Below are 18,173 nucleotides of genomic sequence, written 5' to 3' on the forward strand. Positions count from 1 at the left end.
CCGATTCTCTCCACCTGTCGTACCTGAGCGATTGTCAGAAACGCTAGCGTTTCTTCGTCATAACAACAAATAGCGCGAACACTATGAATAATAAAATTGCTAACTACCTGCGAGGCAAGAAAGAAAATATTTCCGCCCTTTACACGTGGGGCTTCGATGAAACTGTACCTCAAAAGAAATTTGGCGTTGTCGCTGATGGAACGAACTGGCTGGAGAAAACTATCTCACTTAAGCGTGGACTGCGTGAATACCTTTCAAATAACCCAGAAGCGCAGGTGGACGTTGCTCATTACTTCATCACAGAATGGGGTGGAATAAAGCGATTTTCCAAGTCTAAGGAGACGGTCGAGGACTTCTCGAAGTGGCAAGGCTCCCAAACGCGGCCGGCGGACTTCAAGCCAAAGTACGCATCAGTGAGTAGCTGGTCAAAATGGTTATCGCTGATGTACCCCTCGTGGGCGTGCATCTATGATTCGCGCGTGGCCTATTCCATTAATGCTATTAACTATTTGGACGGCGGTGAACAAAAAATATTTCCTGTTCCAGAGGGAAGAAATACGCGCCTGAATATTATGGACATTTCTACACTCCTTCTGAAGCAGAAGCTCAAGAAGGGCGGCGGCAGCAACCCGAAAGATATAAAAAAGGCACACTTCATTAATGAACGAGATGCATACCTTGACTATCTGGACCTGATGGTCACTGTCAGCAAGGAGTTATGGGGCGACGAAACGCATATTCATGAAGTGGAAATGTTGTTATTCGCGCTCGCCGATACAGTCATCTACGAAGATGTGCTGGCGAAAGCCTGCGAGTAAATCGTGGGAAATCCTAGTGCTATAGCGCACAGCTGATTCGCTGCATACACGATGCAGCTGATAGGTCTCAGCGTGAAGTCATGCCTGCGGAAGTCCGCTTTTTCAAGTGCCGACAGCCACCATCGGGTCGATAGCAACAGTTCGACCAAGGCATGACCGTCCGTTCGATCGGGCCTGGCGACCTAGGCGCCGGCGGTCGCCAGGCTGCCGACGCCCCCTGACGATCTGGCCGACAGGCTTGGCCGCGCATGGTGGTGACCGCGCCAGCAAAGGGACTCCTGAATTTTCCAGTTTGCCGTTCTCCCGCTGGGAAAACGGCGATAATGGCGGCCATTTCGTTATTGCGCCGGTTCAGGATTCCCCCATGGAAATCAAGGTCAATTTTCTCGACAAGCTCCGCCTCGAGGCCAAGTTCGATGACTTCACCGTTATCGCGGACCAGCCCATCCGCTACAAGGGCGATGGCTCGGCGCCGGGTCCGTTCGATTACTTCCTGGCTTCGTCGGCTCTGTGTGCGGCTTACTTCGTGAAGCTGTACTGCGAAACGCGCAATATTCCTACGGACAACATCCGCCTTTCGCAGAACAACATTGTCGATCCGGAGAACCGCTACAAGCAGATCTTCAAGATCCAGATCGAATTGCCGGAGGATATCTCCGCCGCAGACCGGCAGGGCATCTTGCGTTCCGTCGAACGGTGCACGGTCAAGAAGGTGGTGCAGACGGGGCCCGAGTTCGTGATCGAGGAAGTGGAGAGTCTGGATGCCGACGCCCAGGCCTTGCTGACGCTGAATCCGGATTCGGACGCATGCACCTACATTCTGGGCAAGGATCTGCCGCTGGAGCGGACCATCGCGAATATGTCGGAGGTTCTGGCGGACCTGGGCATCAAGATTGAAATTGCTTCGTGGCGCAATCTGGTTCCCAATGTGTGGTCACTGCATATCCGCGATGCGCACTCGCCGATGTGTTTCACCAATGGCAAGGGTGCGAGCAAGGAAAGCGCGCTGGCATCGGCTCTGGGGGAGTATATCGAGCGACTGAACTGCAATCATTTCTACAATGACCAGTTCTGGGGGGAGGACATTGCCAATGCGGAATTCGTGCATTACCCGAATGAGCGCTGGTTCAAGCCCGGCCCCAAGGATGCGCTGCCGGCTGGCATTCTCGACGCGTACTGCCTGAAGATCTACAACCCCGACGGCGAGCTGCGTGGCTCGCATCTGTACGACACCAACTCCGGCAACACGAAGCGCGGCATCTGCTCGCTGCCCTTTGTGCGTCAGTCGGACGGCGCGGTGGTGTATTTCCCGTCCAATCTGATCGACAATCTCTATCTCAGCAATGGCATGAGCGCCGGCAATACGCTGGCCGAAGCGCAGGTGCAATGCCTGTCGGAGATCTTCGAGCGGGCGGTAAAGCGCGAAATCATTGAAGGCGAAATAGCGCTGCCCGATGTGCCGCAAGAGGTGCTGGCGAAGTATCCGGGCATTCTGGCCGGCATCGAAGCGCTGGAGAAGCAGGGTTTTCCGGTGCTGGTGAAGGATGCGTCGCTGGGCGGCGTGTTTCCGGTGATGTGCGTGACCCTGATGAATCCGCGGACGGGTGGTGTGTTTGCCTCGTTTGGGGCGCATCCGAGCCTGGAGGTGGCGCTGGAGCGCAGTCTTACCGAGCTGCTGCAAGGGCGCAGTTTCGAAGGGCTGAACGATCTGCCTCCACCCACTTTCGAGACCAGTGCCGTCACCGAGCCGAACAATTTCGTCGAGCACTTCATCGATTCCAGCGGCGTGGTGTCGTGGCGCTTCTTCAGTGCCAAGGCCGATTACGCGTTCGTCGAATGGGACTTCTCGGGCCAGGGCGAAAACTCCAATGCCGACGAGGCCGAAACCTTGTTCGGCATTCTCGAGGAGATGGGCAAGGAAGTTTACATGGCGGTGTATGACCAGCTCGGCGCAACGGCCTGCCGCATTCTGGTGCCCGGCTATTCGGAGATCTATCCGGTCGAGGATCTGATCTGGGACAACACCAACAAGGCACTTGCCTTCCGCGCGGATATCCTGAACCTGCATCGCCTCGATGATGCTGGCCTCGAGGCGCTGCTTGATCGCCTGGAAGACAGCGAACTCGATGACTACACCGACATCATTACCTTGATCGGTATCGAGTTTGACGAGAATACGGTCTGGGGCCAGCTGACGATTCTGGAGCTGAAGCTGCTGATCAACCTCGCCTTGCGGCAGTTCGAGGCGGCGAAGGAGCGGGTCGAAGCCTTCCTGCAGTACAACGAGAACACGGTCGAGCGCGTGCTGTTCTACCAGGCCATGAACGCGGTGCTCGAGGTGCTGCTGGACGACGATCTGGAACTCGACGACTACGAGCTCAACTTCCGCCGGATGTTCGGCAACGCGCGGATGGACGCGGTGATCGGGTCGGTGGACGGCAGCGTGCGCTTCTACGGCCTGACGCCAACGAGCATGAAGCTGGAAGGGCTCGACCGGCACCAGCGCCTGATCGACAGCTACAGGAAGCTGCACGTGGCCCGCGCCCGCAGGGCGGCGTAAGCCCTACGGGTTCAGTGCCATCCCTCGAGCCGCATCGTTGCCCGTACCAGGCGCTGCTCTTCCTGCTCGATTTCCATGAAGCTCTCGCGCACGCTGTTGATGTGCTCGCGCGCGATGCGCTCCGCGCGTTCGGGCTGGCGGTCCATGATCGCCTGGTAGAGGCGGTGGTGCTGGCGGTCGATGAGGCGCTTGTGGGCAGGGCGGTGGTAGAGGTTGTTCACTGAAGCGAAGACGCTGCTCAGCATCAGGTCCGACAGCGACTGCAGGGTGTGCACCAGCACGGCGTTGTGCGATGCCTCGCTAATGGCGCGATGGAAGTCGTGGTCGAGGCGGGCGTGGTCTTCGGGCGAGGTGGAACGGGTGTCCTGCTCGCGGGCCACCATGTCCTCGTAGCGGCGACGGATCGAGACAAGGTCGGCCACCGTGGCGCGCAGCGCGGCCAGGCGCGCCGCTTCGCTCTCGAGCAGGGCGCGCACCTCCAGCAGGTCGTAGACCGTGCGTGGTTGCGTGCTGAACAGGTGCATCAGCGGGCTGTTGTCGCGCTCGGCCGAGAGGCGTGCGACGAACGAGCCGCTGCCGTGCCGCGTCTCGATGATGCCCAGTCCCCGCAGTACCCGCAGCCCTTCACGCAGCGCAGAGCGCGATGTGCCCAGCTTTTCGCACAGGCGGCGCTCGGAGGGCAGGGCCTGGCCCACCTTGAGCACGCCGTCGGTGATGAGGCGTTCGATGCGTTCGGCGACGATATCGGCGACCTGCTGGCGTTCAGTGACGCCGGCGCGCCGTTCGGGGGTATTTTCCATAGTGGTCGGACCAGTTGCGCAGAGAGGGGCGGCTGATGCCCCGATAAGTCCGTATGGCGCGGAGCCTACGGGCTCTTTTGTAACGAGGGTGAAACGATAGGCCAAAAAAACTGGTACGACCAGTAGAAGAATGCTTGGATCGTCCGGGTAATGGACTTAGGATTTCGCGGCAGTACCACCGGCTCGCACGTGCGAAGCCGGATGGTGCCCCCGAAACGACGTCCGGACGGATCCGCGATGAACATTCTGTACAACGAGGAAATCGATGGCCCGCTGAGCAAGGTGGATCGTGCCGATCTCTTTGCCGAGCTGCGCCAGGCCATTCCCGACCTGCTGATCCTCCACCGCGAGGAAGACCTGCGCCCCTACGAGTGCGACGGCCTTGCCGCCTACCGCACGATGCCGCTGCTGGCGGTGCTGCCCGAGCGGGTGGAGCAGGTCGAGTCCATCCTTCGTATCTGCCACGCGCGGCGCGTGCCGGTGGTGGCGCGCGGCGCGGGCACGGGGCTGTCGGGCGGGGCGCTGCCGCTGGCCCAGGGCGTGCTGCTGGTGATGGCGCGCTTCAACCGCATCCTCGAACTGAACCCCAAGGGGCGCTACGCGCGGGTGCAGCCCGGCGTGCGCAACCTGGCGATCTCGCAGGCGGCGGCCCCGTATGAGCTGTACTACGCCCCCGACCCCTCGTCGCAGATCGCCTGTTCGATCGGTGGCAACGTCGCCGAGAACGCCGGCGGTGTGCACTGCCTCAAGTACGGCCTCACGGTGCACAACGTGATGAAGATCGAGGTGCTCACGATGGAGGGCGAACGCATCACGCTGGGTGCGGATGCGCTCGACGCGCCGGGCTTCGACCTGCTGGCGCTGTTCACCGGCTCGGAAGGCATGCTCGGCATCGTCACCGAAGTGACGGTGAAGCTGCTGCCCAAGCCGCGCGTGGCGCGGGTGCTGATGGCGAGCTTCGACTCGGTGGAGGCGGCGGGCAAGGCGGTGGCCGACATCATCGGCGCCGGCATCATCCCGGGCGGCCTGGAGATGATGGACAAGCTTGCGATCCAGGCCGCGGAGGACTTCATCCACGCGGGTTACCCGGTCGAGGCCGAGGCGATCCTGCTGTGCGAACTCGATGGCGTCGAGCTCGACGTGGCCGAAGACATCGAGCGCGTGCGGGCGGTGCTGGACGAGGCGGGCGCCACGGCGGTGAGCCTGGCGCGCGACGAAGCCGAGCGCGCTCTGTTCTGGGCCGGGCGCAAGAATGCCTTCCCGGCGGTGGGGCGCATGTCGCCCGACTACTACTGCATGGACGGCACCATCCCCCGGCGCCATCTGCCCAAGGTGCTGCGCGGCACGGCCGAGCTCTCCGAAAAATACGGGCTGCGCGTGGCCAACGTGTTCCACGCCGGCGACGGCAACATGCACCCGCTTATCCTGTTCGATGCCAACGAGCCGGGCGCGCTGGAGCGCGCCGAGGAACTCGGCGGCAAGATCCTGGAACTGTGCGTCGCCGTGGGCGGCACGATCACCGGCGAGCATGGCGTGGGCCGCGAGAAGATCAACCAGATGTGCGTGCAGTTCAACGTCGATGAACTCAGTTTCTTCCACGCGGTGAAGGCGGCGTTCGACGAGCACGCCCTGCTGAACCCGGGCAAGAACATCCCGACGCTGCGTCGCTGCGCCGAGAACGGCGCCATGCGCGTGCATCAGGGCAACATGCCCTTCCCGGAACTGGAGCGTTTCTGATGAACATGGAAGTACGAGACGCCGACCGCAGCGAGGATCTGCTGGCGCAGGTCTGCACCGCGCTGGCAACCAACACGCCGGTCCTGATCCAGGGCGGGGGAACGAAGTCCTTCTACGGCCGCGCGACGAGCGGGGCGCTGCTCGACACGCGCGCGCACCGAGGCATCGTCAGCTACGATCCGACCGAGCTGGTGGTAACCGCGCGCGCCGGCACGCCGCTGTCCGAACTTGAAGCCGTACTGGACCAGTCGGGCCAGATGCTGGCCTTCGAGCCGCCGTACTTCGGCGAGGGCGCGACGGTGGGTGGCATGGTGGCGGCAGGCTTGTCCGGTCCGCGCCGGCCGTGGGTAGGCTCCGTGCGCGACTTCGTGCTCGGCTGCCGCGTCATCACCGGCCACGGCAAGCACCTGCGTTTCGGCGGCGAGGTCATGAAGAACGTCGCCGGCTACGACGTGTCGCGCCTGATGGCGGGCAGCCTGGGTTGCCTGGGGCTGCTGACCGAGGTGTCGTTCAAGGTCCTGCCCAAGCCGCGCAGCAGCCTCACGCTGCGACTGGAAATGGACGTCGACACCGCGCTTGTGCGCTTTGCAGAGTGGGGGCAGCAGCCACTGCCGATCACCGCGGCCTGCCACGACGGCGAGGGCCTGATGCTGCGGCTCGAGGGCGGGGAGGGCTCGGTCAAAGCTGCGCGCGAGCATCTCGGTGGCGAAGAGGCATCTGCCGCTTTCTGGATGGCGCTGCGCGAACAGAAGCTCGATTTCTTCTCGACCCCCGCGCCGCTGTGGCGGGTTTCGGTTGCCAACGACAGCCGTCCGCGACTGCCCAAGGGCGCGCAATTGATTGACTGGGGTGGTGCGCAGCGCTGGCTCAAGACCGACGCCCCTGCCGCGACCGTGCGCGCTGCGGCAGCTGCCGCCGGTGGCCATGCCTGCTGCTTCACGCCCGGCGCCGCGGAAAGCCCGCTGCATCCGCTGCCGGAGGTGCTGATGCGCTATCACCGACGGCTCAAGGAGCAGCTCGACCCGCAGGGCATCTTCAACCCCGTCCGCATGTACGACGGGCTTTGATGCACGCCGCCGACCCCGCACCGAATCCGCCAGAGAACGATCCATGCAAACCAACCTGAGCGAAGCCGCGCGCAAATTGCCCGGCGCCGACGTTGCCGAGAGCGTGCTGCGCACCTGCGTGCATTGCGGTTTCTGCAATGCCACGTGCCCGACCTACCAGTTGCTGGGCGACGAACTTGATGGCCCGCGCGGCCGCATCTACCTGATGAAGCAGATGCTGGAGGGCGGTGAGGTCTCCGCCAGCACGCGCATGCACCTCGACCGCTGCCTGACCTGCCGCAACTGCGAAACGACCTGCCCGTCGGGCGTGCAGTACCACAAGCTGCTCGACTTCGGCCGCGCCGCGATCGAGCAGTGGGCGCCGCGCCCGCTGGGCGAGGTTGTCCAGCGCGCCGCGCTCCGCACTGTTGTGCCGCGTCCGACGCTGTTCAAGACGCTGGTGCAGATGGGCGAAGCCGTGCGCCCGGTGCTGCCCGAGTCGCTCGCGGGCAAGCTGCCGCGTCACAAGTCACCGGCGAAGCCCCGGCCGACAAGCCAGCATGCGCGCAAGGTGCTGATGCTCGAAGGTTGCGTGCAACCCGGCTTTGCGCCCAACACCAATGCGGCTGCGGCCCGCGTGCTCGACCGGCTTGGCATCACCGTGGTGCCGGCGCGCGAGGCCGGTTGCTGTGGCGCGGTGGATTTCCACCTGAATGCGCAGGACACCGGCCTCGACCGCGCACGACGCAACATCGACGCCTGGTGGCCCGCCATCGAGGCGGGCGCCGAAGCCATCGTGCAGACGGCCAGTGGCTGCGGTGCCTTCGTCAAGGAATACGGCTTCGTGCTGCGCGACGACCCTGCCTACGCGGCCAAGGCGGCACGCGTGAGCGCGCTGGCGAAGGACCTCGTCGAGGTGCTGCGCGCGGAGCCGCTGGAGAAGCTCGGCATCCGCGGTGACAAGCGCCTCGCCTTCCATTGCCCCTGCACGCTGCAGCATGCGCAGAAGCTCGGCGGGGCGGTCGAAGGGGTGCTGTCCCGTCTCGGCTTCGACCTTACGCCCGTGCCCGACAGCCACCTGTGCTGCGGCTCGGCCGGCACCTATTCGCTGACCCAGCCCGAGCTGTCGCGCAAGCTGCGCGACAACAAGCTCGATGCGCTCGAGAGCGGCAAACCCGAACTGATCGTGACCGCCAACATCGGCTGTCAGACCCACCTCGACGGCGCCGGTCGCACGCCTGTGCGTCACTGGATCGAGATCGTCGAGGAAGCCCTCGGCTGACCCCACGTCGCCGGGCGTGCCTCGCCCGGCGTCCCTTTACCTCCATTCCCACAAGAGGAAGCCTGCTCATGCAGACCAAATATGTTTTGACCCATGCAGATGTTGTCCGCATCGTTGCCGCAGCGCGCGAAGAAGCGGTCAAGAACCAGTGGGCGGTCACCATCGCCGTCGTCGATGACGGGGGCCATCCGCTGGCGCTCGAGCGTCTGGACGGTTGCGCGCCGATCGGCGCCTACATCGCCCCGCAGAAGGCGCGCACCGCAGCCCTCGGCCGTCGCGAATCCAAGCTCTACGAGGACATGATCAACGGCGGTCGCGTGTCCTTCCTGTCCGCACCCGAGATCAGCGGCATGCTCGAAGGTGGCGTTCCCGTCATCGCCGACGGCCAGGTGATCGGCGCGGTCGGCGTGTCGGGCGTCAAATCCGACCAGGATGCGCAGATCGCGCGTGCGGGTATCGCCGCCCTGGCCTGATGGCCCGGCGCGACCAAAACGACTATACGGAGACGGACCCCCAATGAACCAGACAACGCTTTCACTGCTCGCCTTCCTGCCGCTCGTGCTGGCCGGCGTGCTGCTGATCGGCTTCCGCTGGCCCGCGCGCTACGCGATGCCGATGGTGTATGTGATCACCGCCGCGATCGGCCTGTGGGCCTGGGACATGAGCTTCAACCGTGTCCTCGCGTCCAGCCTGCAGGGCCTGATCCTCACGGTCGGCATCCTGTGGATCATCTTCGGCGCGATCCTGCTGCTCAACACCCTGAAGCATTCGGGCGGCATCGCCGCGATCCGCCGTGGCTTTGCCAACATCAGCCCCGACCGCCGCGTGCAGGCGCTGATCGTGGCCTGGCTGTTCGGCTGCTTCATCGAGGGCGCCTCGGGTTTCGGCACGCCGGCCGCGGTGGCCGCGCCGCTGCTGGTCGCGCTCGGCTTTCCGGCGCTGGCCGCGGTGGTGCTGGGCATGATGGTGCAGTCGACGCCGGTGTCGTTCGGCGCGGTTGGCACGCCCATCCTGGTCGGCGTCGGTGCCGGCCTTGACAAGAGCGGCCTGACCACGCAGCTGGCAAGCCTGGGCAGCAACTGGGACGCTTTCTTCATGATGATCACCGGCCGCGTGGCCATCACCCACGCCATCGTCGGCGTGCTGATGCCGCTGATCATGGTGATGGTCATGACCCGCTTCTTCGGCCGAAACAAGTCGTGGGCGGAAGGACTCGCCGTGGCGCCGTTCGCGCTGTTGACGGCCGTCGCTTTCGGCGTGCCCTACATGCTGGCTGGCGTGTTCCTCGGCCCCGAGTTCCCGTCGATGATCGGCGCGCTGGTTGGCCTGGCCATCGTGGTGCCGGCCGCCAAGAAGGGCTTCCTGCTGCCCAAGACGAACTGGGACTTCGCGCCCCCGAGCGAGTGGCCTGCCGAGTGGATGGGCAAGATCGAGATGAAGCTCGACCAGGTCGCCGGCAAGACGCCGATTTCCACGCCGATGGCCTGGGCGCCGTACCTGCTGCTGGCCGCGGTGCTGGTCGCCACCCGCATCATCCCGGAGCTGAAGGCCTTCCTGCTGAGCATCAAGTTCGGCTGGGTCGACATCCTGGGCGAGAAGGGCGTCAGCGGTAATCTGGAGCCCCTGTACCTGCCGGGTGGCATCCTGGTGTTCGTCGTGCTGATCACCTTCTTCCTGCATCGCATGACCGGACGTGAACTGGTGAAGGCCGTGAATGAGTCCAGCCGTACGCTGCTGGGCGCCGGCTTCGTGCTGATCTTCACCATCCCGATGGTGCGTATCCTGATCAATTCGGGCGTCAACGCCTCGGGTCTGGTGTCGATGCCGGTGGCGATGGCGCAGTTCGTGGCCGACAGCGTTGGGGGCGTGTATCCCTTCTTCGCGCCGTGGGTCGGTGCGCTGGGGGCGTACATCGCCGGTTCCAACACCGTGTCGAACCTGATGCTGTCGCAGTTCCAGTTCAACACCGCCGGTCTGCTCGGCGTATCGGGCGCGATGATGGTGGCGCTGCAGTCGGTCGGCGCAGCCGCCGGCAACATGATCGCCATCCACAACGTCGTTGCCGCCTCGGCCACCGTGGGCCTGCTCGGCCGCGAAGGCACGACGCTGCGCAAGACCATCCTGCCGACGCTGTACTACCTCGTGGCGGCCGGCACCATCGGCCTGATCGCGATGTACGTGTTGGGGGTCACCGACCCCATCCACGCGGCGCGCTGAGCGCCACGGCAGAGCGCACCCCGGCGTCGAAATTGTGTTTCCGGGGTGTTGCACGCGGGGGCGAAGCCCGGTATAGTTCGCCCCCGTCGAGCGCAGAACACCGCCTTCGACGAAACGGACAAAACGGCCGCAGCCCGCATGGCTGCGTGGTTTGAACGGTTCTGGAAAGCCACATCAGACCTGCCGGATTAGTCCAAATGCGGGAATAGCTCAGTTGGTAGAGCGCAACCTTGCCAAGGTTGAGGTCGCGAGTTCGAGACTCGTTTCCCGCTCCAATTCTTCATCTATAGACGTCCACCAAAGTCTATAGGTTCTTGATTCAACAGGGTTTCAGCCCTGGGGAATGTCTAGCGAAAGCTACTCAATTCCACTGTCAACCACGCCCGATCAGTACACGAAACAGTACATGAAATCCGGGCGGTTGCTGGTGCGGATTGTTTGCTGAGTCACTGCCCCTGAGCACGGTACACCTCTCCTCAACCCGAGAAGGAGGCGTACCCATGGCGTTAACCGATGCCGTCGTCCGGCAGGCCAAGACCACCGGCAAAGACTACACCCTCAACGATACGGACGGCCTGGTGCTGTTCGTCACCGCCCGAGGGGCCAAGAAGTGGCACTTCCGCTTCACTTGGCTGGGCAAGCAACAGCGCGTTGCCGTTGGCAGTTACCCGGAAATGTCCCTCAAGGAGGCGCGCGAGCAGCGCGACGACCTGCGAGCGCAGGTTGCCCGTGGCGTTGATCCGCGTGTTCACCGTCTGCAGGTCAAAGCGGCGGAGCTGGCCGCCCCCCTGAACACCTTTGCATCTGTCTTCAAGGCCTGGCGCGACTTCAAGGCGCTGAGCCTGAAAACCGGCCGCCAGAGCACCTTGTCGCAGATCGACCGCATTTTTGCCAAGGACGTGCTGCCCTGGCTGGGCAAGCTGTCCATCTTCGATATCGACAATCCGCACCTGCTGGATGTACTGCGTCGCATTGAGCGGCGCAAGGCGTTCACTACCGCCGAGAAGGTGCGCATCTGGTTCAATCAGTTGTTCCGCTATGCGATGGTCGAAAAGGGTCTGCGCTACAACCCGGCCAGCGACCTCGATATCGTGGCCGCACCCAAACCGCCCGTATCGCACAACCCGTTTCTGCGCATGGACGAGCTGCCGGCCTTCCTGCAGACCTTGCGCAATTATGGCGGCCAGGAAGTCACCAGGATGGGCCTGCGCCTGTTGCTGCTGACCGGCGTGCGTACTGGGGAGCTGCGCCAGGCGGTGCCCGAGCAGTTCGACCTGGAGCGTGGGCTGTGGATCATCCCGCCCGTTATCGTCAAGCAGTTACAGGTCAAGCTGCGCCGAGAAGGCAAAACCATTCCGCCCTACATCGTGCCGCTGCCCCAGCAGGCCATCGACATCGTGCGTGTGCTGCTCGACGAGCACGCCCGTCGCCCCGCGCAGCACTACCTGCTGTCGCATCGCAGCCGCCTCAAGGAACGCATCAGTGAAAACACGCTCAATGGCGCACTGCATCGCATGGGTTATGCCGACCTGCTGACCGGGCATGGTATCCGTGCGACGATCTCCACGGCGCTCAATGAACTGGGCTACCCGAAGGAATGGATCGAGGTGCAGTTGTCACATGCCGACCCCAACAAGATCCGCGCGGCCTACAACCATGCGGACTATGTGGAGCAGCGCCGGATGATGATGCAGGACTGGGCCGACCGGCTCGATGCCTGCGAGCGTGGCGAGCCGATCGCTCAGCCTGTGCTCCCGCAGGCGGCGCCGCACAGCATGGCGGGGATCGAAAGCTATCTGCGTCTGCTGGCGCAGGGGCGTTTGCCGCAGCCGGTGGACGGCGTGCTGCAGCGTCATATCGTGGGCTGATGCAGGGGCTTCGGGGTGGCTTGCCAGTGGCATGGAAATCTGGTAATCGGATTTCGCTTGATGTACAATGAGCTGTACATATGAAAGAGAGGTTGCCATGCGCACTATCAGCTATACCGAAGCCCGGCAGAACCTGTCGGCCACCATGGTGCAGACCGTCGAGGATCGCGTGCCTACCCTCATTACCCGCCAGAACGGCGAGGCGTGCGTGCTGATGTCGCTGGAGGAGTACAACGCGCTGGAGGAAACGGCTTACCTGCTGCGCTCGCCGGCCAACGCGCGCCGCCTGATGGATTCGATTGACAGCCTCAAGCGTGGCCAGGGTGTCGAGCGGGATATCGCCGAGTGAAGCTGATCTGGTCTGAGCAAGCCTGGGACGATTATCTGTACTGGCAAGAGGCGGATAAGCGTATGGTCAAGAAGCTCAACGAGCTGATCAAGGAGACCCGCCGCACCCCTTTCGAGGGCAAGGGCAAGCCGGAGCCGCTTCGCCACAACCTGGCGGGCTTCTGGTCGAGGCGGATCACCGCCGAGCACCGGTTTGTGTATTCGGTGACGGACGAGGCGCTGCTGATTGCCGCCTGCCGTTATCACTATTGATGGCCGGAGACAGCCGGCCCGGTGAAGGAGCTGCACCGGTTGTGCCGGCTCCATGCGGGAGGAAGGCTTTTGTGCCTTTTGGCCTTTTCGGATAGGGCCTTTGACCCTTGAGCCTCTTCCCTTGTCGCAACCCCTTGAGGCCCTTTGCCGTTTCCCTTTGAAGGCAGAGGCAGCAAAGGCCCAGGGCAAGGTTGCTGAGCCAGCGAGGTATCCATCATGCCGCAGCACGACACACAGAGGCCGCGCACTGCCTGGAAACTGGGCCAGTGGCTGGGGAGCGGCTACCGGGCGTTCCTGCGCCAGGAGGCCCGTTTTGTGGCCTGGCTGACCGGGCATGGCGTGCCGCGGACGCTTGCTCGTATCCTGCCCTGGGCATTCAGGATCGTCGCCGTGCTGGTGCTGCTGTACCTTGCGTTCTGGGTGGCCCTGGTGTTCCTGGGCGCTGCGTTGTTGGCGCATGCAGGCCGTAGCACTGGTGCCGATCATGATCAGGACTGGGTAATTCCAGACCCTGACGAGCACATGAAGAATCCGGGCTACGACCCGAATCTCTACAACGACCCGCCAGATCCCAGCTACTACGATCCCCGATACGACAAGGACTAGATGCGGGCTATTTCAGCGTACCGCCAGACATTGCTGAGGCCCCCTTCGCGCCGGCCTGCCCGGCACCGCTGGTTCCGTCATTCAGTCCTTTCAAGGCTCCACCTGCGCGTACGCCCACCCAGCCCAATGCGGCAACCCAAAACGTCGGCAGCACAATGAACATGGTGCCCATGACGAAATTCAGCAGCATGTCGCCGAAGGTGTTATCCAGCCCCATCATGATGTTGAAGTTCATGTGCGGCCGGTTGAATCCCATGCCCCAGCCATACAGGGCATCGAGGATGGTCGAGTCGACCCAGCGGGCCAGCTCGAACCAGAAATCGACGAAGTACAGCGCGAAGTAGACGCAACTGATCGTGACGAAGGCGCGGATATCGTAGGTGGCCAGGGTGAACAGCAGTGGCGTGCTGATGATCAGCGCCAGCTTGAGCAGCGACATCACCATCGGCAACGCCTGGCGCACCACGTCCATCGCCGGGAAATAGGCCAGGCTGCCCACCGCCATCCCCACATCGCCGGCGGCGCGGGTGACGATGTTCGGCAGCGTCTTCTCAATTTGTCCGCCGTAATCGGCGTAGACGTTGCCCAGATTCATTTTCTGTCGACCCGGGGCGGCAATGGCACGCACCACCGAGTCATCTACTTCGGTGCGGCTCAGAAAACCGGCCCAGCCCGCAATCCGGCTGAGCAGGCCGGGCTCAACCTGCTGCAGCAGGCGGGCTCGCAGGCCGTTGCCGGCATCGTTCCACCACTGGCTGCAGGTGGGGTAGCCGGCACCGCTTGGCACCTGGGCCAGGCCAGCGTCCCGGTCACTGTCGTAGGTCCAGCCGTCGCGTGGGGTCTGGGCGCGATAGGTGTCGTAATAGCCTGCAGTGTCGGTGAAGAAGCGCGAGCCAATCCAGGTCACGTCGTGCATCTGGTTGTCGTCGAGATCGGGGCGGCTCATGAACAGTTTGGCGCGTGCCGGGCCGTAGCAGTCGTGGGTGAAGTCGGCCACTTCCTGCGCGAGAACCGGGTCGGCGATGCGGGTGGCGTTGATCTCCATGCGCATTTGCCGCAGGTCAGTACCACAGGGAATTGCGGCCACTGAGGCGCCGGTCACCGCCCGCGACAATGCGTGCATGAATACCCACCACACCGGAACCTTCGCGCTCTGGTTGTTGAGGGTCGTGAAGGACTGGCTCCAGCCGGTATCGGTGGGCAGCGGCACGTTCACCTGGCACTGGGCCGAACGACTGGTATCGAACTTGATAGTCGCCAGATCTACGTCGATGGTCGGCACGCAGGCGAACATCACCACGACGATGGCGACCCAGATACGGTTCTCGATGCGTTGAGACGACAGGATGCCCTTGTTGCCCTCGTCGGCACCCTCGGTTCGCACGTTCAGCCACTCGCCGAGGATGATGGCCAGGAACGGCAGCGCGATCACTCCGCTGGTCACCACGATGGCCCAGATGCCGTTGTGCACGATCCAGGCGACGAGCGTCAGGTAATACTCCAGATAATCGGTTGTCAGCAATGTCATGGCTCGTCACCAGCCTTAGTGCAGTCGCAGCCAGTTGCTGGCTTCGGACAGGACGATGGCGAGCACGCCCAGCACCTCGACCCGGCGCAATTGCCGGTGTGATTGCGGATCGCGCGCCAGGCGGCGCCGACGTACCCAGGGCCAGACGGCAAGGACGGCGGCGTACAGGCACAGGCGCCAGACAAAGAAGTGCCCGGCGTGATCGTCGAGCCACTGTTGCCAGTTCTCGATACCGCCCAGTAAATGGATGCCGGCAAAGGCGACCACGAAGGCCAGGACGAACAGGCTGGCGACCAGCAGCGCCATGATGATGAGCAAGCGACGCAATGGCCGATCAGGCTTGGTGGGTGAGAACGGCGAGGGCATGACAGTTTCTCCGGAGCAAAGGAACGCTCCGGGCAGTTCATGACAAACCGCCGTGTTCTTCGACAAACAATGCGGCATTCACCCTCACCGCATTGCCGCCCAGGATCTGTCATGCCTTGCGGTGAAACTCAATGGCATGGTGGCGCAGTTCAAGGTGTAATGCTCGCTTTGCGATTTAATCTGTATAAAAATACAGAGAATTGCAGCAGGCCCGATAAGCAAGCCGTCTTCGGAGTGAGTTGTCATTTAATGGCAGCGTTGCTCTTCAGGCGGCTTTTCTTTCGGGTCGGTATAACATGTAAAGGAGCATTGATTGGACGCGTTTGTTACCTGGGTCAATAACCCACTTGTACAAAGTGCCGTTATTTCCCCACTTGTGGGCGCCATATTGGGGCTGCTATTTGGCGGATTCAACAACACCCCTTCGCCTGCGGCACCTGTCACAGTGCAGCAGACCGTTATCACCTTCAGGCAAACGGTCGTGGTGAATCAAGGCCGGGGAACATCCTCTTCTTCGGACGACGTGTGGGCTTACCTTGGCGCACTATTTCTGGTCGTGGCCGTTGTCATCTGGGGATATAGCCGTTACGCCAGTGACATCCTGCACTATTGGCTGAGTGGGGTGTTTTCCTGCACGGCGTTTATCCTGGCAGCTGGTTTGGCCTCTGCCATCCGGGGGCAATACAACAGCGCGGAATGGGGCTGGTACATCTTCACGCCCCTGGTTGCCGTGGGCGCCTCCATCTACCTGACCGAACTGGCGCAAGCAGGCATTATTGCCGGCGCCCGTGAGGCGGCTTTCCGCTACGGGATCATTGATTACTATTTTGATGTACTGGAGGACGAGCACCGGATCTGGATACTGTCTCAGCTCTTCGGGGTCGTGATGGGGATCGGCGCAACGCTTGCTGCGGCACTCCGATCGCTACATTACCTCGCCCTGATGAACCAGCGGGCCAGCGGCACGCTGTCCTCGCTCTGGTTTGCCCTGGCCCGGTACACCCGGTTTTCCGCTCGTATCAGCGGTGTCGTGCTGCTGATCATGCTGCTCGGTGCGGCCTACTTCATGCTCTCGGGCCAGGCGTATGAACTGTGGATGCGACGAGGCTAGCCGGCGACTAGCGCCCCACATACAGCGTGACGATCTGGGGCCGTTCATGGCCGAGTTCATGGCTGATAATCTGGCGAGCCTGCGCATCGACCTGGCGCTGGGCCGGGGTCAGGTCGCGCGCCGTCGGCCCGCCCGCAGCCGGCGCCTGCCAGCCGGTCAGTGCCTCATATCTTGCCTGGGCATACTGATGACGTAGGCCGTGCATATTGCTCAGTCCTGCCGCCTTGCACTGGCCGTCATACACGTGCTGCTGCTGGATATAGGACTTGTGCGCCGGGATCAGCGAACCGGCGCCCGCCAGCGTCCGGGCCGCATCGAGCACCGTCCGTTGCTGCGGCGTGGTGATGGGCACACTGCGTGGTTTACCGCCCTTCGTCCATGATCCTTTTAGCGCTATGTGGTCGCCCCGGTCTGCCCAGGCCGGCTGGAACTTGATGCACTCCTGGCGGCGCAGCCCGAAGGCGGCCTGTAGGCGCAGGCTCATCTGCACATGCGCATCGCGGATGGCCTCCAGGCGCTCGTCCAGGGTCTGTGCCTTACTCTGGTTGGTGCTGTACTGGCGCTCAGGAATGCCGAGCTGGCGGTTGTCGGCAGGCAGAAGCCCCCCTTTGCCGATCTTCTCGGCCCACCAGCGCAGATGGCTCAGGCGGTTTTTCAGGGTGCCGGTCGACAGCCCCTGTGCCTGCCACTGGTTGAGCAGCGCATCGACGTGCTTGCCCTTGAGCGAGCGAGCCTGCATCTGGTTGAACCCCGCGTCACGCAACTGGCGGGCCATCAGCGTCAGGGAGCGCTGCCGGTCGGCCTGTGTGGCGAAGCTGCCGTCACGGTTGCGTCGGCACAGCTGTTTCAGCGTCCAGGTCAAATCATCCACCGCCTGCCTCCTGTGTCCTGGGTGTAGCGTCATGCTGAGAACTTGATCGGTTAGTGTTATTGCCAACTCGCTATGGCGAGATCCCCGAAGGGCGAAGGGTCTGGGTGCTCAGCACACCCGTTGCCTCGGTATGAGGCGTCCGCCTTGCTTCCTGTGGGAAGACCGGGCAGCCAGTCATGGTGCGTAGTGCATGGATAAACCTCCTGTGGATGGGATAAGGGACAGCTCCCGGCTGATGACGACAGCGGGCATGGGACAAACAGGCAGCAGGACGCTGCGGCGGATGGGACGACGCCGGATGGCTTGATGAGAACGGTGGCTCACCCTGTTGCAGGGCGGCGCGCGAACGAGCCTGGCGCACCTGGGGTGGCTTCATCCTTGCGGACAGGCACTTGCAGAAGCCGGTGCCTTTGGGGTGGCCGGATGGGTACGGCCCGCGCAATGACGGCGCATGGAAACTGCGCCAGCATGTCCGGCGTTGTACCTGCCGGTAGGTCACTGCCGGGACAGTATCGCCCGGCCATCATCATGTGCGACAGAGACAATGCGATGCTGCGCCAGCCCGTATTGTTGCTGCAGTTCGCCGTGTCGTCACTGCGGTGTGCAGTGACGACCCGGCAGCCGTACGTTGCCCGATCTGGCGCAGGCAATGAGCGTTCATGTGACCGCCGTCTTGCTCGGTTAGTCGCGGCGCGGGGCCTGTTCCCGATGGCTGTGCCACTGACGCGGCCTGCGGCCTTGTCGGCTGCCCGACCCGTCAGGC

16 protein-coding genes and 1 tRNA gene are annotated in these 18,173 nt (G+C 63.0%); 13 read left to right on the top strand and 4 right to left on the bottom strand.

Annotated features, from left to right (window positions below; translation table 11 throughout):
• Nucleotides 1–83 precede the first annotated feature (83 nt).
• Nucleotides 84–818, top strand: a complete 735-nt coding sequence (locus CGK74_RS06725; protein ID WP_094267722.1) for a hypothetical protein — start codon at nucleotides 84–86, stop codon at nucleotides 816–818.
• 364 nt (nucleotides 819–1,182) lie between these two features.
• Nucleotides 1,183–3,378, top strand: a complete 2,196-nt coding sequence (locus CGK74_RS06730) for an OsmC domain/YcaO domain-containing protein (protein ID WP_094267723.1) — start codon at nucleotides 1,183–1,185, stop codon at nucleotides 3,376–3,378.
• Between the two features lie 11 nt (nucleotides 3,379–3,389).
• On the opposite strand, the gene glcC is transcribed toward CGK74_RS06730, so the two are convergent.
• Complete coding sequence (gene glcC, locus CGK74_RS06735; RefSeq protein ID WP_094267724.1) at nucleotides 3,390–4,178, bottom strand: transcriptional regulator GlcC; 789 nt, start codon at nucleotides 4,176–4,178, stop codon at nucleotides 3,390–3,392.
• Nucleotides 4,179–4,415: 237 nt separating this feature from the next.
• On the opposite strand from glcC, the gene glcD reads away from it, so the two are divergent.
• The 10 genes from glcD (at nucleotide 4,416) to CGK74_RS06785 (ending at nucleotide 13,534) form a co-directional block, all read left to right on the top strand.
• Nucleotides 4,416–5,915 (top strand): glycolate oxidase subunit GlcD, encoded by a 1,500-nt coding sequence (gene glcD, locus CGK74_RS06740; RefSeq protein WP_094267725.1) that lies wholly within the window; start codon nucleotides 4,416–4,418, stop codon nucleotides 5,913–5,915.
• Entirely contained in the window at nucleotides 5,915–6,982 is a 1,068-nt protein-coding gene (gene glcE / locus CGK74_RS06745) for a glycolate oxidase subunit GlcE (protein ID WP_094267726.1), read from the top strand. Before glcD ends, glcE begins: the two co-directional genes overlap by 1 nt.
• 43 nt (nucleotides 6,983–7,025) lie before the next feature.
• Entirely contained in the window at nucleotides 7,026–8,243 is a 1,218-nt protein-coding gene (gene glcF, locus CGK74_RS06750) for a glycolate oxidase subunit GlcF (RefSeq protein ID WP_094267727.1), read from the top strand.
• A gap of 68 nt (nucleotides 8,244–8,311) precedes the next feature.
• Nucleotides 8,312–8,716, top strand: a complete 405-nt coding sequence (locus tag CGK74_RS06755; RefSeq protein WP_094267728.1) for a GlcG/HbpS family heme-binding protein — start codon at nucleotides 8,312–8,314, stop codon at nucleotides 8,714–8,716.
• A 43-nt stretch (nucleotides 8,717–8,759) separates the two neighbouring features.
• Nucleotides 8,760–10,460, top strand: coding sequence for an L-lactate permease (locus tag CGK74_RS06760; RefSeq protein ID WP_094267729.1), 1,701 nt, complete (start codon nucleotides 8,760–8,762; stop codon nucleotides 10,458–10,460).
• 199 nt (nucleotides 10,461–10,659) lie between these two features.
• Nucleotides 10,660–10,735: transfer RNA gene (locus CGK74_RS06765), tRNA-Gly, on the top strand.
• Nucleotides 10,736–10,894: 159 nt separating this feature from the next.
• Nucleotides 10,895–12,328 (top strand): tyrosine-type recombinase/integrase, encoded by a 1,434-nt coding sequence (locus tag CGK74_RS06770; RefSeq protein WP_476718179.1) that lies wholly within the window; start codon nucleotides 10,895–10,897, stop codon nucleotides 12,326–12,328.
• Nucleotides 12,329–12,425: 97 nt separating this feature from the next.
• Nucleotides 12,426–12,677, top strand: a complete 252-nt coding sequence (gene yefM, locus CGK74_RS06775) for a YoeB-YefM toxin-antitoxin system antitoxin YefM (RefSeq protein ID WP_075117073.1) — start codon at nucleotides 12,426–12,428, stop codon at nucleotides 12,675–12,677.
• The gene (locus CGK74_RS06780; RefSeq protein ID WP_075117074.1) at nucleotides 12,674–12,928 is read left to right on the top strand and encodes a Txe/YoeB family addiction module toxin; all 255 of its coding nucleotides are present in this window, start codon (nucleotides 12,674–12,676) and stop codon (nucleotides 12,926–12,928) included. Before yefM ends, CGK74_RS06780 begins: the two co-directional genes overlap by 4 nt.
• 216 nt (nucleotides 12,929–13,144) lie before the next feature.
• On the top strand, nucleotides 13,145–13,534 hold the full coding sequence (locus CGK74_RS06785; protein WP_094267730.1) for a DUF3742 family protein: 390 nt from the start codon (nucleotides 13,145–13,147) through the stop codon (nucleotides 13,532–13,534).
• A 7-nt stretch (nucleotides 13,535–13,541) separates the two neighbouring features.
• Here the strand turns inward: CGK74_RS06785 and CGK74_RS06790 are convergent, their stop codons facing one another.
• Nucleotides 13,542–15,062: a conjugal transfer protein TraG N-terminal domain-containing protein gene (locus CGK74_RS06790; RefSeq protein WP_094267731.1), complete on the bottom strand. Its 1,521-nt coding sequence runs from the start codon at nucleotides 15,060–15,062 to the stop codon at nucleotides 13,542–13,544.
• A 15-nt stretch (nucleotides 15,063–15,077) separates the two neighbouring features.
• A complete protein-coding gene (locus CGK74_RS06795; protein ID WP_094267732.1) occupies nucleotides 15,078–15,428 on the bottom strand; it encodes a hypothetical protein in 351 nt (116 codons plus the stop codon).
• A 313-nt stretch (nucleotides 15,429–15,741) separates the two neighbouring features.
• On the opposite strand from CGK74_RS06795, the gene CGK74_RS06800 reads away from it, so the two are divergent.
• Entirely contained in the window at nucleotides 15,742–16,539 is a 798-nt protein-coding gene (locus CGK74_RS06800; RefSeq protein ID WP_102053793.1) for a hypothetical protein, read from the top strand.
• A gap of 7 nt (nucleotides 16,540–16,546) precedes the next feature.
• Here the strand turns inward: CGK74_RS06800 and CGK74_RS06805 are convergent, their stop codons facing one another.
• Nucleotides 16,547–17,410 carry a phage integrase N-terminal domain-containing protein gene (locus tag CGK74_RS06805; RefSeq protein WP_094267734.1) on the bottom strand — a complete coding sequence of 288 codons (864 nt, stop codon included), beginning with the start codon at nucleotides 17,408–17,410 and terminating at the stop codon, nucleotides 16,547–16,549.
• Between the last annotated feature and the right edge of the window lie 763 nt (nucleotides 17,411–18,173).

The sequence above is a fragment of the Thauera propionica genome (assembly GCF_002245655.1).
In the GTDB taxonomy this organism is placed as follows: Bacteria; Pseudomonadota; Gammaproteobacteria; order Burkholderiales; family Rhodocyclaceae; genus Thauera; species Thauera propionica.